The sequence below is a fragment of the Micromonospora sp. CPCC 205554 genome, from assembly GCF_036902745.1.
Lineage (GTDB): Bacteria > Actinomycetota > Actinomycetes > Mycobacteriales > Micromonosporaceae > Micromonospora > Micromonospora tulbaghiae.
This window is the reverse complement of record NZ_JBAKHP010000002.1, coordinates 498,703-512,329: the sequence shown is the minus strand read 5'-3', so window position 1 is coordinate 512,329 and position 13,627 is coordinate 498,703. Positions and strand designations below refer to the sequence as shown.

At 69.1% G+C, this 13,627-nt stretch carries 15 protein-coding genes, 1 tRNA gene and 1 pseudogene; 14 read left to right on the top strand and 3 right to left on the bottom strand.

The genetic code is table 11. The annotated features are described in order from the left end of the window. Window positions 1-76: 76 nt before the first annotated feature. A tRNA-Lys gene (locus tag V6U82_RS05410) sits at window positions 77-152 on the top strand. 280 nt (window positions 153-432) lie between these two features. Continuing rightward, the gene (locus V6U82_RS05405; protein ID WP_334459565.1) at window positions 433-729 is read left to right on the top strand and encodes a DUF4326 domain-containing protein; all 297 of its coding nucleotides are present in this window, start codon (window positions 433-435) and stop codon (window positions 727-729) included. On the opposite strand, the gene V6U82_RS05400 is transcribed toward V6U82_RS05405, so the two are convergent. Next, window positions 719-1,609, bottom strand: a complete 891-nt coding sequence (locus V6U82_RS05400) for a hypothetical protein (RefSeq protein WP_334459563.1) — start codon at window positions 1,607-1,609, stop codon at window positions 719-721. The genes V6U82_RS05405 and V6U82_RS05400 overlap by 11 nt on opposite strands. A 523-nt stretch (window positions 1,610-2,132) precedes the next feature. On the opposite strand from V6U82_RS05400, the gene V6U82_RS05395 reads away from it, so the two are divergent. Then, window positions 2,133-2,930, top strand: a complete 798-nt coding sequence (locus V6U82_RS05395) for a DeoR family transcriptional regulator (protein ID WP_334459562.1) — start codon at window positions 2,133-2,135, stop codon at window positions 2,928-2,930. 146 nt (window positions 2,931-3,076) lie between these two features. After that, window positions 3,077-3,757: a YdcF family protein gene (locus tag V6U82_RS05390; RefSeq protein WP_309223766.1), complete on the top strand. Its 681-nt coding sequence runs from the start codon at window positions 3,077-3,079 to the stop codon at window positions 3,755-3,757. Window positions 3,758-3,763: 6 nt separating this feature from the next. On the opposite strand, the gene V6U82_RS05385 is transcribed toward V6U82_RS05390, so the two are convergent. Continuing rightward, window positions 3,764-4,990 carry a helix-turn-helix domain-containing protein gene (locus V6U82_RS05385; protein WP_334459561.1) on the bottom strand — a complete coding sequence of 409 codons (1,227 nt, stop codon included), beginning with the start codon at window positions 4,988-4,990 and terminating at the stop codon, window positions 3,764-3,766. 370 nt (window positions 4,991-5,360) lie between these two features. Here V6U82_RS05385 and amcA (V6U82_RS05380) point away from each other — a divergent pair, with 370 nt between their 5' ends. The 6 genes from amcA (V6U82_RS05380) to V6U82_RS05355 all read left to right on the top strand — a co-directional run bounded on the left by amcA (V6U82_RS05380) (window position 5,361) and on the right by V6U82_RS05355 (window position 8,490). After that, window positions 5,361-5,525 carry a multiple cyclophane-containing RiPP AmcA gene (amcA, locus tag V6U82_RS05380; protein ID WP_334459560.1) on the top strand — a complete coding sequence of 55 codons (165 nt, stop codon included), beginning with the start codon at window positions 5,361-5,363 and terminating at the stop codon, window positions 5,523-5,525. Further along, window positions 5,522-5,869 carry a hypothetical protein gene (locus V6U82_RS05375; protein ID WP_334459558.1) on the top strand — a complete coding sequence of 116 codons (348 nt, stop codon included), beginning with the start codon at window positions 5,522-5,524 and terminating at the stop codon, window positions 5,867-5,869. The genes amcA (V6U82_RS05380) and V6U82_RS05375 overlap by 4 nt, the downstream gene beginning before the upstream one ends. After that, window positions 5,866-7,002, top strand: a complete 1,137-nt coding sequence (gene amcB, locus V6U82_RS05370) for a cyclophane-forming radical SAM peptide maturase AmcB (protein ID WP_281600517.1) — start codon at window positions 5,866-5,868, stop codon at window positions 7,000-7,002. The genes V6U82_RS05375 and amcB overlap by 4 nt, the downstream gene beginning before the upstream one ends. Further along, on the top strand, window positions 6,999-7,181 hold the full coding sequence (gene amcA / locus V6U82_RS05365; protein WP_334459554.1) for a multiple cyclophane-containing RiPP AmcA: 183 nt from the start codon (window positions 6,999-7,001) through the stop codon (window positions 7,179-7,181). The genes amcB and amcA (V6U82_RS05365) overlap by 4 nt, the downstream gene beginning before the upstream one ends. 61 nt (window positions 7,182-7,242) lie before the next feature. Continuing rightward, window positions 7,243-7,905: a pentapeptide repeat-containing protein gene (locus tag V6U82_RS05360; RefSeq protein ID WP_334459552.1), complete on the top strand. Its 663-nt coding sequence runs from the start codon at window positions 7,243-7,245 to the stop codon at window positions 7,903-7,905. Window positions 7,906-7,920: 15 nt separating this feature from the next. After that, window positions 7,921-8,490, top strand: a complete 570-nt coding sequence (locus V6U82_RS05355) for a kinase (protein WP_334459550.1) — start codon at window positions 7,921-7,923, stop codon at window positions 8,488-8,490. Window positions 8,491-8,602: 112 nt separating this feature from the next. On the opposite strand, the gene V6U82_RS05350 is transcribed toward V6U82_RS05355, so the two are convergent. Continuing rightward, a complete protein-coding gene (locus tag V6U82_RS05350; protein ID WP_334459549.1) occupies window positions 8,603-9,115 on the bottom strand; it encodes an HAD domain-containing protein in 513 nt (170 codons plus the stop codon). A gap of 466 nt (window positions 9,116-9,581) precedes the next feature. Between V6U82_RS05350 and V6U82_RS05345 the strand changes: the two genes are divergently transcribed. The 4 genes and pseudogenes from V6U82_RS05345 (at window position 9,582) to V6U82_RS05330 (ending at window position 13,625) form a co-directional block, all read left to right on the top strand. Then, a complete protein-coding gene (locus V6U82_RS05345) occupies window positions 9,582-10,469 on the top strand; it encodes a replication-relaxation family protein (RefSeq protein WP_334459547.1) in 888 nt (295 codons plus the stop codon). Between the two features lie 378 nt (window positions 10,470-10,847). Further along, window positions 10,848-11,732, top strand: a complete 885-nt coding sequence (locus V6U82_RS05340; protein WP_334459679.1) for a DUF2637 domain-containing protein — start codon at window positions 10,848-10,850, stop codon at window positions 11,730-11,732. 13 nt (window positions 11,733-11,745) lie between these two features. Continuing rightward, window positions 11,746-12,147, top strand: coding sequence for a helix-turn-helix transcriptional regulator (locus V6U82_RS05335; RefSeq protein WP_334459545.1), 402 nt, complete (start codon window positions 11,746-11,748; stop codon window positions 12,145-12,147). Continuing rightward, window positions 12,144-13,625 (top strand): annotated as a pseudogene (locus V6U82_RS05330) (tyrosine-type recombinase/integrase). The gene V6U82_RS05335 and the pseudogene V6U82_RS05330 overlap by 4 nt, the downstream one beginning before the upstream one ends. Window positions 13,626-13,627: the final 2 nt, after the last annotated feature.

Below are 13,627 nucleotides of genomic sequence, written 5' to 3'. Positions count from 1 at the left end.
GTCCGAAGGGTGGACCCCGGTATCGGATTGGAACCCGGCTCGGCGGGCGTGCTAATCTTCTTCCCGTTGTCAGCGAGCGCCGCTAGCTCAACTGGCAGAGCAGCGGACTCTTAATCCGCGGGTTCGGGGTTCGAGTCCCTGGCGGCGCACCAACGATCAAGGCCCTGACCAGGCGTTCCACGCCGGTCAGGGCCTTTTCGTGTCCGGGCGTGGGTGGTGGTGGCTCGGTGGGTGCTCGGGAGCCGTTGGACCGGGCCGGCGTTGCTGGGACATGTCGTTGTTTTCCGTGGACGCCTGGGCTCATCGTCATTTTCTGAGGTGGCCAGCCCGCGTCGGGCCCGCGGGGTCGTTGGCGCATCTGCCCGCCCGGGCGTCGACGCGCTTCCTTCGAGCATCCACGCGGGGCCGATCATTGGCGATTACGCTAGCGGCGTGGGGGTAGAGCTGCGGGTTCGTGTGCAGGGGGACCTCTATCACCCGGTGGTGCCGCCCGGTGCCGTGTATGTCGGGCGGCAGGGGTTCGGGTTGCGGCGTTCTCCCTGGGCGAACCCGTTCAGTCTGCGAAAGCATGATCGGGCGGAGGCGTTACGCCTCTATCGGCAGTGGCTTGTGGGGCAGCCGGCCCTTGTTGAGCGGGCGCGGCGGGAGCTTACGGGGAAGCAGTTGGCGTGCTGGTGCCGCGTCGAGGATGCGTGCCATGCCGACGTGCTGGCCGACGTCATTGGTTGACGTGCAGTCGGTACCGGGTGGTGGGCCGTCTCGGTGCGTAGACGCCGCCGATGCTGAAGGACTGCGGTCTGGCCGCTTGGTTGCCCACGTAGAAGGCGACGTCGCGGTCGGCGGCACAGAGCTGGGTGAAGAACTTATCTCTCAGCTGCTCCTCGGCCTCCGCGTCGGTGAGCTGGCCGAGGCGGCGCTGCAGGGCGACGAACTCACAGTCTCGGAGTGTCTGCTCGTGACCGCGGCAACGGCGGTCGGCGCATCGGTAGCGGTAGGTGCCGGTGAAGCGCGGTGCATGAAGCGGGCTGCGCTTGGCCGGTTCCAGTAGGTCGAGCTGATCCAAGTAGCGAGCGATCTTCTTCCGATCCTCCGCCGACCAGCCGCGATGTCGTCTGACCTGGAGATCCGAGATGTCGGCCGCGCGAATCAGCGCGATCGATCGTGCGCTCCGGTCGTCGGGGGCCTGTGCGTTGAGCCGGCACATGGAGTCTTCGACGAGTGGATCGAGGAGGTGTCGACGCGACTGCCGGCTGGCGAGGTGCCGTTCGATGGTGATGGTGTCCACGATCGGCTTCCAGCTCTCGCGCCGTGGGTCGTCCCTGGCCGGCCGCGCGTCGACCTGGATGATGTCGTACTTGCGGAACGTGCCGTCGTCGCCGAGGTGACGATGGTGGACCGGGTAAAGGCGAATCCAGCCCGTCCAGGGTGGGTCCATGCCTAGTGCCCCGACGCAGACCGTCTCCCCGTACCGCGCGGAGGGGATGGGTGCCGCCTTCACGGTGATCAGCAGGCGGAGTTTCGCTGGTCGCGTCAGGACCGGCTTCGGTCTCGGCTCTTCGTCGGTGCTCGGTCCCCACAATGGAAGCTGTTCCAACGGAACCACCCACATCGCTAAATGCATCTGTCCAGGCACATTTAGTTACATCGACAGTCTCACATCTAGGGGAAGTTGGCGCCAGCCGGCCGGGGCGAGGGGTGGCTGCTCGGCCGAACGCTGGTGCAGAGGCTCGCGTGAATCCGTCACTTTCGGTAACCAATTCTCGGCGTGTGGCGCTTCATCTCGAGCCGGGAAGTCGCGTGTCAGGCGTTTCTGGCGATCGGTGCTGGCGGTGCAGTGCTCTCCTTGGAGATCAACTTTTGGTGGCCCGGTTTGACCGCTTCGCTTCCTTCGTCCTCGGCTCTTCGGCTGATTCATTGAACAGTGATCTCCAAAATCGGCCCCAAAACCACGGTTTGGGTATGTGGGTGCTCGCACGGCTCGCCGACGCCTGGCCCAACGGCCCACGGCGGGCGCTGTCTCCGGCCACGGCGGTCCCAACTTCCGATCACCCGGTCAGAGCATCGATCACTCTCTGTTGAGGCTGTGGGAAACAGGATGTCGGACCGCCGGGGCTCGGAGGGATCATCAGGGGATGGGCGACCAGGGTGCCGCGCGGCGGTTGTCCCCGCGGCGGTGGCGGATCCTGTCGTACCTGGCGCAGCACGGTTCCGCGTCGACGCTGGACGTGGCGCTCGTCTGTGCGGTGTCGCGGCTGACGGCCCACCGCGACCTGGTGTGGCTGCACGAGGCGGGGCTGGTGCGCCGTGAACGCTCGCCGGAGGACCGGACCCACACCTGGTGGTACGAGGTCACGGCCGAGGGGACGGAGGTGCTCCGCCGCGCCCTGACGGCGTCGGGGCGGCCGGTTCCGCTGCGGTTGGGTCAGCGGCCCTCCGGCAGGGCGGATGCCCTGCTGTTCCTGCCGTTGATCGAGGTGTCGCGGCGCAACCCGGGGCGGTGCGAGCTGTTCCAGTGGCTGGCGACGATGGAGACCTCGTCATGGTTGCGCCAGCACGACCTCGCGCAGTTGCGGGCCGACGGCTACGGCATATGGCTGCAGGACGGGCGGTGCCTGCGGTTCCTGGTACACGTCGACCGTGGCCCGGTCGGCGACGTTGTCGCCGAGCATGAGCGGCCGGCGTCAGGGCTGGGTGGACTGTTGGCCGGCTACCGGCGTGCGGACCGGCTGGTGCCGGTCGGGGCGGTTCTGCTGATCGCGCAGGACGCCGAGCGGGAGGAACGACTGCAGGCCGACCTGTTTCGTGGGCCGCTGCCGAACGCTGTCGCCACGACCACACGGCAGCTGTTGTATCGCCACTGGCCGGACGAGCAGGTGTGGCAGGTGCCGGGCGAAGGCGGCAGGCGTTGCCTCGTCGAGGTCGGATACTGACCGCAGCCCTTCACGATGCCTTGGCCGCCGCCAGCCCTCTGGTCCTGACGAGGTCAGCGGCGTGGTGCTGGAGTCAGCGGCGTCCTGCTGCCCTGCTAGCCCTACGCTGGCGGCATGAGGGAACCAGCGCGGACCGGACCTGGTAGGTGCTGATGAACCGGCATGCAGAGGCACCTGCCGAGGCGATCCCTGACGCGATCCGGGCTGATGTGGAGACGCTGTGGCGCTACCACGACATGCGTCACGAGTTGCGCCCGTGCGACGTGGGGATCGGATTGGGCAGTCATGACCTCGGGGTGGCTGTCATCGCGACGCGCTTGTTTCACGAGGGCCTGTTCCCCAGGATCGTGTTCACCGGCGCGAACGCCCCGACGACCGTCGAGCGTTTTCCGCGTGGAGAAGCAGTGCACTACCGCGAGTACGCCATCGAGCAGGGCGTACCCGGGGAAGCGATTCTCGTGGAGCCGCGTGCCACGAACACCGCTCAGAACCTGGAGTACTCGCGTCAGCTCCTGACCGAACACCAGATTCCGGTGAAGTCGGTGCTGATCATGTCGCGGCCCTACCAACAGCGTCGGGCCTACGCCACCTGCAGGCTGATCTGGCCGGAGGTCGATGTGGTGTGCGCCTCGAATCCACTAAAACTGGACGACTACGTGCGCAGCATTGGCGACCCGCGGCGGGTGGTGGACATGCTGGTCGGCGACACGCAGCGGATCGAGGTGTACGCCGAGCGCGGGTTCGCGATCCCGCAGGAGATGCCGGACGAGGTGCGGGCGGCCTTCGAGCGCCTGGTGGCAGTCGGCTACACGAGCCGGTTGATCTGAGTCCATTTACCAGCGGGGGCCTCCCGTCCGGACGCCCATTCGGTCGCTGAGTTCGACGGCCAGTCGTGGTGGCCGGGGGCGGGTGAGGATGTCTCGGACGAGGTCGCGGGAGAGCTGGTGGTAGCGCACCTGGTCGGGCCCGAGGGTCTCGGCGTCTAGGAGCGCGGCGAGCGCGTCGTCGATGCGGTTCCATCGGGCGAGGGCTCGGGCGGTTTCGATGGCGTGCCGGACCCGCCGCTCGACGGGCACGGTGCTGGTGTCGAGTGGGGCGCCGATGGCGATGGCGCGTTGTACGTCGCCGAGTTCCATCGCCACGGTGGTCTTGTGGATCGACACGTTGGTCGGCCCGAACGCGGTCCACACGTGGTTGCCATCGGCACCGAGTCGCTGTGCGGCGGCATCGGCCTCGGTGATGTGGGTGTCGGCCGAGGCGCGGTCGTCGTCTCGAGCGGCGGCCAGCGCGCAGACGAGGTGCAGGCTGCCGTAGACCGACAGCAGCTGCGGAGTCGGCCTGACGAGCCGGGGTTCCAGGAACCGCGCCGCCGTGGCGGCGAGGCCGCGGGCTTGGGCGTACTCACCGATGGACGCCAGCGAGTGCGCGGCGGAGCGGCTAAGTGAGCCGATGACGACGTGATCGTGGCTGGCGTTAGCGGCCGCCAGCCCTCGGCTGGCGGCGGTCCACGCGAGGTCACCTTCGCCGAGTTTGGTGAGGAACAACGCGGCGAGCTGGTGCGCGTAGGCGGTCATCGCGTGCGCGCGCTGGCCGTCGTCTCCGTCGTACGCCTCAGTGGCGGTGAGACAGTCGTGGATGAGGTAGGGCAGCCGGCGGGCAAGGGTGCCATAACGGGAGTGCTGGTAGGCGGTCCAGATCTCGGCTACGTCGTTCTCGATCTCGCGCAGGGCAGGTGCCTCGACGTCTCCCGTGCTGGCAAGCGCCGGCGCGAGGTGACGATAGTCGTGAAGCGCGGCCCGCAAGGCGGGGATGGTCTCGCGTCCGGAGTCGTCCGACCACTCGAACAGGCTCGGGGCGCCGATCAGGTCGCCGAGGGACACGTCGAGGGCCTTGGCGATCGCGCGTATGACCGACAGCCGGTCCAGGTCGGCCCGGTTCGTCTCGACCTTGCGTAACCACTCCTGCGTCTTGCCGACCAGACCGGCCAGCACCTCCTGGGAGAGCCCTCGCCGACGCCGGTAGAAGGCGACGCGCTGGCCGATCGTCATGTCGTCCGTCATCCCTCGCACACCATCACCCTGCCCGCTGAAGCCCGCCGGACCCGGTACGGATTTTCCCGGTCCTCCGTACCGGCCGCCCCTACGTTCAGTTCACCCCGGATCACCGGCGCGTGTCGATGCCGGTGTTAGGGATGACTGACAGGGAGCTGCAGATGGAGGGATCGATGAGCGGCGCACCACACCACGGCTTGGGCCGCTGGCTCGGCCTGTCCAGGAGCGAACTGTCTCGGCGCTTTCCCCGCCTGCGTACCGCCATGAGGGCTGCGCGGGTGGGTGATCGGCGGTCTGCTCCCAGCCGCCGTGGTGCGGCGGCGGGCCCGCCCTTCCCCCGGCGAGCCCGCCGCTCATCGTCCCTGGTGGGGGTGGCGGCATGACGGTGTACGTCTCGCGTAACGCCATGGCCGGCCAGTCCCGGCGCCCCGAGCCCAGGTGGACGGCCTCACCGGGGCAGGTGTGGCCCGCTGACCCGCCGCTGCTCACCTTCGTGTGGCGTCGGCTGTTCGAGCAGCAGGCCCGCGAGGGCGGTCGCCGGTGACCGGGCCGCAACGCCGTCTCGCAGCGAACCGGCTCGCGCCAGCCGAGGTGGAACACTTGCCGATGCGCCCGCTGTGGCTGTGCCGCCGATGCGGGCAGCCGTGGCCCTGCGGCGCGGCGAAGCTCGCGCTCCTGGCCGAGTACCGAGAAGTGCCGGTGAGCCTATTCCTCTACCTGGCCAGCTGCCTGCACGACGCAATCGACGACCTGTACCGGCTCAACCCGAGCGTCACTGGCAGCGCCGCCGACATGTTCGACCGGTTCCTCGGCTGGCCCGCCCGCCACACCCACGCCTACCGCGTCAGCACCACCACGGCCGGCAGCACCGAACAGGGCTCCTCGTGAACGGCATCGGCCTCATCAACGCCACCGACCAGCCGGCGATCGCCGGCAGCTTCCACACCCTGGTCGTGCAGCCAACGACCTTCTGCAACCTCGACTGCACCTACTGCTACCTGCCCGACCGGAGATCCCTCCGCCTGATGAGCGCCGCGGTCGCGCGGGCCTGTGCCGAGTCGATCGCCCAGCAGAACAGCGGTCATCCCGTGAGCGTCGTGTGGCACGGGGGTGAACCCACAGCCACACCCATCGGGCTGTTCCGGGGCCTGCTGGCCCCGTTTGAGGAGCTGCGGCGCGCGGGGATGGTGCGTCACGAGATCCAGACGAACGCGACGCTGATCAATCGACAGTGGTGCGAGCTGTTCACCGATTATGGGTTCGAGGTCGGGGTCAGCATCGACGGACCGGGCGCGTTGAACCGGAACCGCCTCGACCGGGCCGGCAACCGAACGGACGCCCGAACCCTGCGCGGCATGCAGACCCTGGCCGAAGCGGGGCTGAGGTACTCGGTTATCTGTGTGGTCACCCCGGAAACCATCGACCACGCGGACGCCCTCGTCGACTTCTTCACCGGCCTGCCCGGCTGCGAGTCGGTGGGCTTCAACATCGAGGAGCAGGAGGGCGCCGACCGGGCGCCGGTGGCGGAGGATGCCGCGTACCGGTTCTGGCAGCACCTCATCGCACGTCGCGTCGGCGGCAGCCCGCTGCGGATCCGCGACGTGGACCGGCTGGCCGACTACCTCGCCGCCACCCGCGCTGGCCGCGTCGACCACGCGCCGTATGAGCCGATCCCGACCGTCTCCTGGGATGGGCAGGTCGTGCTGCTGTCACCGGAGCTCCTCGGCATCACCGAGCCGCGATACGGCGACTTCATCGCCGGCAACGTCCTCCACCAGCCGATCACCGCCATGCTCGCCCGCGCCGGCGACCTGGACTATGTCGCCGAGTTCGTCGTGGCCCTCAACGACTGCGCCGACCACTGCGCCTTCTACGACTTCTGCCGGGGCGCCCAGGCCGGCAACCGCTACTTCGAGCACGCGACGTTCACCGCCCGCGAGACCACCTACTGCCGAACCACCCGACAGGCCCTCGTCCGCGCCGCCGCGGATCACCTCACCCCGCAAGGAGAAGCCCCATGACCAACGCTCTCGCGGTCCTCGTCAACGCCGCACCTGAGCAACTCGCCCGCCTCGGCGTCGACCCTCAGCGGTCGGTAGAGCCGATCGACGCGGCGAAGTTCGACAACCGCCCCACCTGGGCCAACAAGGGTAAGTTCGACAGCCGACCCGGCTGGGACAACTGGAACAAGAAGAAGTAGCCCGCACCACGGGACGCGCGGGGTGGCGTGCCCACCCCGCGCCCGCACAGGTTGAGGAAACATGCGCACCACCACGATCGGCGATGTGAAGGTCCTGCTGCCGGACCTCGAACCAGACGACCTCGACACCACGACGGACCTGGCCGGCGACCTCACCGAGGCCCTCGTCGAGGGTGCAGGGTGGCACGGCTCCCACCTTGAGGACGCCAGCATCCGCAGCAGCCTGATCACCGGCGTGGACCTGAGCGAGAGCACCTGGGAAGCCGGCAGCCTCTACGGCTGCGAGATCACCCGCACCGACTTCTCCGGTGCCACCCTGACCGGCATCACCATCGAACGGTGCGCGATCACCGGCTCCCGGTTCACCGGCACCAGACTCACCGACGTACGCCTCAAGGACGTCCTATTCGACGGCTGCCGCTTCGACTACGCCACCTTCCAACGCGTCACCGCTGCGGGCTCAGTCGCGTTCACCGAGTGCACTCTCACCAACGGCGCGTGGTCGTCCTGCCGACTACCTCGCGTCGCGCTGCGGTCGTGTGAGCTCGCCGGCCTGGAATTTGACTCCTGCCACCTCGACGGCGCCGACCTGCGGGGCAGCCGGGTCCACGGTCTCAAGACGCCGCTGGACAACCTGCGCGGCGTCACCCTCGGCGAGGACCAACTTACTGACCTCACCCAGCTGACCGTCGCCGCCCTCAACCTCACCGTGCGCAACGAGTGAAGCCGAGGAGGGGTCGTGCTCGCTGAACCCACTGGCAGCCCGGACACGATCCTCGTCTGCATCCGAGGCAACTCCGGCTCAGGCAAGAGCAGCATCGCCCGCGAGCTACGACGCCGGCACGGCCGGGGCTGCGCCCTAGTCGAGCAGGACTACCTGCGCCGAATCGTGCTGCGCGAACGGGATCTGCCCGGCGGTGCCGCACCGGCGTTGATCGCGCAGACCGTCCGGTTCGCGCTGGACCACGGCTATCACGTCGTGCTGGAAGGCATCCTGCACAGCAGCCGCTACCGCAGCATGCTCACCTCTCTGCGGGACGGCCACCGCGGCCGGTCGCTGTTCTGCTATCTCGACGTGTCCCTGGCCGAGACCCTGCGCCGGCACCTCACCCGCCCGCAGGCCAGCGAGTTCACCGCCGAGGACATGAGCGGCTGGTACGCCGCTCATGACGTCCTGGGCTGGCCCGACGAAATCGTCCTACCCGAGACCACCGGACTGAACGAGGCCGTCACAGTCATCGCCGCTGCCGCTGGGCTACCCCAGGCCGGACGCGACGACGACCTGCTTCCGAACGTTTCGTCCCCGTAGAGCAGCCAAGCCGGCTACCGTGTCGCCGTTTCGGCGCACCGTTCGCCAACGTCGGTCCCGGGTGGTCAGACAACTCGTCAAGCACGGCGACTGCGACGGCGTGGAGCTCGCGCTACCGCGCCCGCCGGAGCCAGCTCTCGATGACCGTGAAGTCGTAGTGGGTCAACCCGCGACGGGGATCGACCTGATGCAGCAGGGCCGGGGCGTGGTGATGAGTCGACACCCACTGTTGATCGGCGTGGGAGATCTCGTCGTCGACCCAGACGAAGGGGCGTCCCTGCGCCCATTCGACCAGCCCACGGGTCTTCCAGTGCAGGACGCCGACCTCGTCGGAGTCGGGCCAGTCGACGACCGGCAGGGCCGGCAGCCCGAGCCGGGGTGCGAGCACGTCGTTCGCGTCGTTCATCCAGGTTGTCGCCCAAACGAGATCACATGGCAGGGCGGCCAGTCGGCGGCCGTGCTCCGGATCGACCTTGTGCAGCAGGGGATGGGCGTCAGCTGGTAGGGCCGGTACTTGGGTGTTGCCATGCGGCACGCCCGGCTGAGCCGCCGTGGGTGTTCCGAGCGGGATGACGGTGCCGTCCACGTCGAGGAACAGCAACGGACGCGGTGCAGGGGCGGACATGACCGAGAGGCTAACCCTCGCCCGGCCAACGGCTATTTCCGCGCGCTTGCCCAAGGCCATTCGTTTCGCTGCTGTTCCCGGCAGCGGGCAGTCATGTGCCGCGGACCCCGCCGCGGCAGGGGCGGCGCCGGCCTCTCACCGGCCCTTCCGCTTCGGCACGCTCCAAGCCATCAGCACCACATCCACACCTCAACCAAGGAGTTCTCGTGCTTTCGTCGAAACCTTCACCTACTGCCGTAGGCATTGACAGTGATGAGTTCCGGCTTGATCCCCGTTCGGGGGTCGGGCTTGGCGTCAGCGTTGACGTCAGTCTTCAGCCGGACCCCTGGACGGACCCCCCTGTTCCCTCTCACACCGCAGGTCGGTCCGGCTGACTACGCGATCGGCTTGTCCTGCGACAGACCCTGTCTGGTCTCGGGTCTCTCCCCCTGGGGCCGGCATCCGTACAGGAAGGAGGTGGTAGCTGGTGGATGATCCGGTTCTTCGTGTCCAGTCCCAGTTGACCGGCTGTGACCGCGTGTTGCTGGGCTGGTTGTACGACCACGGCGTGTTGACGTCGTTCCAGCTCGCGACCGCCCTGTTCCCGTCGTTGGATTTCTGCCAGCGGCGGCTGCGGACCCTGTACCGGCTGCGCCTCGTCGCCCGGTTCCGACCGCAACGGGCCGACGGCGGCTCGTACCCGTACCACTACGTCATCGACCAACTTGGCGCCGAGGTCGTCGCCGCCAGCCGCGACGAACGCCCACCCCGGCGGGACCACGCCCGGGTGGAGCGGCGGCGCTGGACGTCGACCCGCAGCCTCGCGCACCGCCTCGGGGTGAACGGCTTCTTCACCGACCTGGCCGGGCACGCCCGTACCCATCCCAGTGCCGGCTTGGTGGAGTGGTTGCCGGAGGCGGTGTGCCAGCGCGCCGGGACGTTCACCAGCCGGCAGGATCCGGGACTGGTGCGGGCGTACCAGCCGCGGGTCCGTCCGGACGGCTACGGCCGGTGGATTGAGAACGGTGTCGAGGTGCCGTTCTTCGTCGAGTACGACACCGGCGCCGAGCAGTTGTCGATCCTGGCCGGCAAGGTGGACGGCTACCGGGAGCTGTTCGTGAAGATCGGGCGGGCGTGGCCTGTGCTGTTCTGGCTGCACTCGGCCGCCCGCGAGCGCAACCTACGCCGCGTGCTGGCCGACGGGCCGCTGTCGGTGCCGGTCGCCACCGGCGCCCGCGACCACGCCGCGACGACGGGCCTGAGCTTGGCAGGGGCTGTGTGGGCCGTGGCCGGCAGGGAAGGGCAGCGGCTGCGGCTGGCGGATCTGGCCGGGTATGCCGTTGACGTCTCCAGCCGGGCGGGCGAGGCCGCGTGATCGGCGATGGTCCGAGGGCCGTGGACGGTACCTCCGCGGCGGAGCGGACATCAACGGCCGGCGTCTGTCACGGATCTGTCGTGAGCAGCGCGGTCGGCGCTGACAGATCCGTGAGAGCACCAGCCGTCCGCTCCCACAGCGGCGGACCACTTCTCGGTCCGGCGTCCGCGTCGGGCGGTCCGCGACCGGTGTCCGGTCCCCGTCCCGACTGTTGTCCGACGCCGGATTGGTCCGCCATCCGGTCCCGCCTCCTGCGACTGACGGACGGACCGGAACCCCTGTCCGGGGTCGGGGAGGTGATGGGCCACGACAGCACCGATCCCTGACCCAGACACCAGTCCGCGCGGCAGTCGCGTCGAGGGCGTCGTCCAGGTCGTCATCATGCTGGCCATCGGCGGCGCGGCCGGGGCGGCCAGCTTCACCCACGTCCACAACGTAGCCGCCGCGCACGGCCAACCCGGCTGGCTGGCCTGGGCCGACGCGATCGTCCTAGAGCTGATGTCCATCGCCTCCGGACTGGAACTGCGCCGCCGCAAACGCGCCCACACCTCCACCGTCTTCCCGGCCACCGTGCTGGCGTGCGCGGTCACCCTGTCCCTGGCGGCGCAGGTCGTCGAGGCCGAACCCTCGGTCATTGGGTGGGTCGCCGCCGCCGTACCCGCGCTCGGATTCCTCGTCATGGTCAAGATCGCCCTCGGCCGGACCAGCACCGCCACGCCCGCCAACCCCGCCTGGACGGTTGGGGACGGTCGACTGGACGAGGCCGGGCGGACCGTTCCGGACAGCGGACCAGTCGAGGCGACCCGGTCCGCTGTCACGCCGGGGAAGCGGCTGTCCCGGACCCGGACCGTCCACTCACCGGAGCCTCCTCGCCGACACGGCGGACGGAACCGGCAGCGAGCGGACCGGGGACGGTCCGCGCAGCCGTCCGGCGACGTGGCCGAGCTGCTGCCGGCGGCGCGCAAGGTCCGGGACCGGCTCGCCGCGGACGGTCAGGCACTGACCCGGGCAGCACTCGCCGAAGCCCTCCGCGCAGCCGGTCACACCGTGTCCAACACCCGAGTATCCGAACTCCTCAAGACCCTCAAGGTCGAATCGTCCGCACCACCTGAGCTGATCGCTAGCCCGGCCGTGCCGACCAACCCGACGCCATCGCCTCTGTCACCGGAGCGGCGCAACGGTGGCGGAGCAGCCACCCCTGCGCCGGTCGACCCCGACGGGGCTAACCCGCTCCTACCGCACAGCCATCCAACTCACCGCTAGGAGAAGCCTGATCATGAACAGCCCAACGAATCACGCTGACCAGACCACCCGCACCACGACCGACAACCCCACCGCACCCAGTGTCGGGGAGGTATGGACGATCGAGCGCATCCGTGCCCTCGGCGTCACCACCACCCTCGCCACCACCGCCTCGGTGCTCGGGATCAGCCGATCCCAGGCGTACCGGCTCGCCGCCACCAACCAGTTCCCCATACCGCTGATCCGGGCAGGCAGCCGCATCATCGTCCCGGTCGCCGCTCTGCTTCAACTCCTCCAACCCGACGCCGACGCCACCGGCGGCGGGCGACTTGATGCCGACGCGAAGGTGAGCGTAGATGCGATGACCCCGCCACCAGCGGATTCCACCCGACACCGCTGGCGGCACCATACGAAGCATCCAGGAGACGATGAGTGAAGGGATACACCTTCAAACGCTGCGGCTGCCGCGACAGCGTCACGGGCCGGCGACTGGGACGCTCCTGTCCCCAGCTTCGCCGGCCCGGCGGCGGCTGGTCCCGCACCCACGGCCACTGGCACTGGCAGATCGAGATCCCCGCCCGCGCCGACGGCACCCGCCGCCCACTCCGACACGGCCCGTACGCCACCCAGGCCGACGCCGACGCCGTCCTGGACCGCCTCCGGGCCGCGCTCGCAGTCCCCGACCCCACCGACCCGCACACCACCGTCAAGACCGGCGACCTGATCGAGGCAGCCGTCAAGACCGGCGCACCCGTTCCCAGCCCGGACCAGGTCCGGCGCGCGCTGCACCTGGACATCACCCCGACCGAGCTGCCCACGATGGAGGCGTACCTGACCGACTGGCTCGCCGGACGCAAGAACATCAAGACCGGCACCCTGCGCTCCTACGAAGGGCACATCCGGCTGTACCTCATCCCGCACCTCGGCCACCTACGCATCGACCGACTCCGCCCGGCCACATCGACGCCATGTACGACGTCATCGCCGAACGCAACACCACCATCGCCACCCTGCGTACCAGCCGCGACCCCGCCAAACGCGACCAGGTCAAGAACCAGCGGATCGTCGGCCCGAGAACCCTGCACGTGATCCTGCGCAAGGCCCTCAACGACGCGATGCGCCGCCACCGCTACATCGACACCAACCCCGCGCTCATGGTCGAACTACCCACAGCCCGACCACCCAAGCCCACCATCTGGACCGACCAACGCATCCGCACCTGGCGCGACACCGGCAAGACCCCCAGCCCCGTCATGATCTGGACCCCCGAACACACCGGCAGATTCCTCGACCACACCCACGACGCCAACGACCGCCTCTACGCCCTCTACCACCTCATCACCTTCACCGGCCTCCGCCGCGGGGAAGCCTGCGGCCTGCACTGGGACGACCTCGACCTCGACGCCCACACCCTCACCGTCCGCTGGCAACTCGTCCATCACGGCTGGGCCACCGCCATCGACACACCCAAAACCACCGACAGCGAAGCCGCGGTCGCCCTCGACACCGAAAACCGTCGCAGTGCTGCGCGCCCACCGCACCCGGCAACACCGCGAACGCCTCGCCGCCGGTATCTCCTGGACCACCACCGGGCTCGTGTTCACCACGCCAACGGGCGGCCGGCTCCACCCTGCCGACGTCACCGACCACTTCCACCACCTCGCCACCCAAGCCGGGCTACCACCCATCCGACTCCACGACCTCCGCCACGGCGCCGCCACCATGGGCCTCGCCGCCGGCGTCCAGATGAAGATCATCTCCAACCGGCTCCGCCACTCCAGCCCACACTTCACCGCCAAGTTCTACGGAGACGTCCTACCCGAGCTATCCCACGCTGCGGCCGAAGCCACCGCGTCGGTTGTCCCGCGCCGACGTGGCGCGACAAAATCCGGCGTGATCCGCAGCCTGCCCTAACC

Bases quoted from the DNA above. Each gene is read 5' to 3' on its own strand.
- V6U82_RS05400 (WP_334459563.1), bottom strand. From the start codon at position 1,609: ATGTGGGTGGTTCCGTTGGAACAGCTTCCATTGTGGGGACCGAGCACC.
- V6U82_RS05395 (WP_334459562.1), top strand. From the start codon at position 2,133: ATGGGCGACCAGGGTGCCGCGCGGCGGTTGTCCCCGCGGCGGTGGCGG.
- V6U82_RS05385 (WP_334459561.1), bottom strand. From the start codon at position 4,990: ATGACGGACGACATGACGATCGGCCAGCGCGTCGCCTTCTACCGGCGT.
- amcA (WP_334459560.1), top strand. From the start codon at position 5,361: ATGACGGTGTACGTCTCGCGTAACGCCATGGCCGGCCAGTCCCGGCGC.
- amcA (WP_334459554.1), top strand. From the start codon at position 6,999: ATGACCAACGCTCTCGCGGTCCTCGTCAACGCCGCACCTGAGCAACTC.
- V6U82_RS05360 (WP_334459552.1), top strand. From the start codon at position 7,243: ATGCGCACCACCACGATCGGCGATGTGAAGGTCCTGCTGCCGGACCTC.
- V6U82_RS05350 (WP_334459549.1), bottom strand. From the start codon at position 9,115: ATGTCCGCCCCTGCACCGCGTCCGTTGCTGTTCCTCGACGTGGACGGC.
- V6U82_RS05335 (WP_334459545.1), top strand. From the start codon at position 11,746: ATGAACAGCCCAACGAATCACGCTGACCAGACCACCCGCACCACGACC.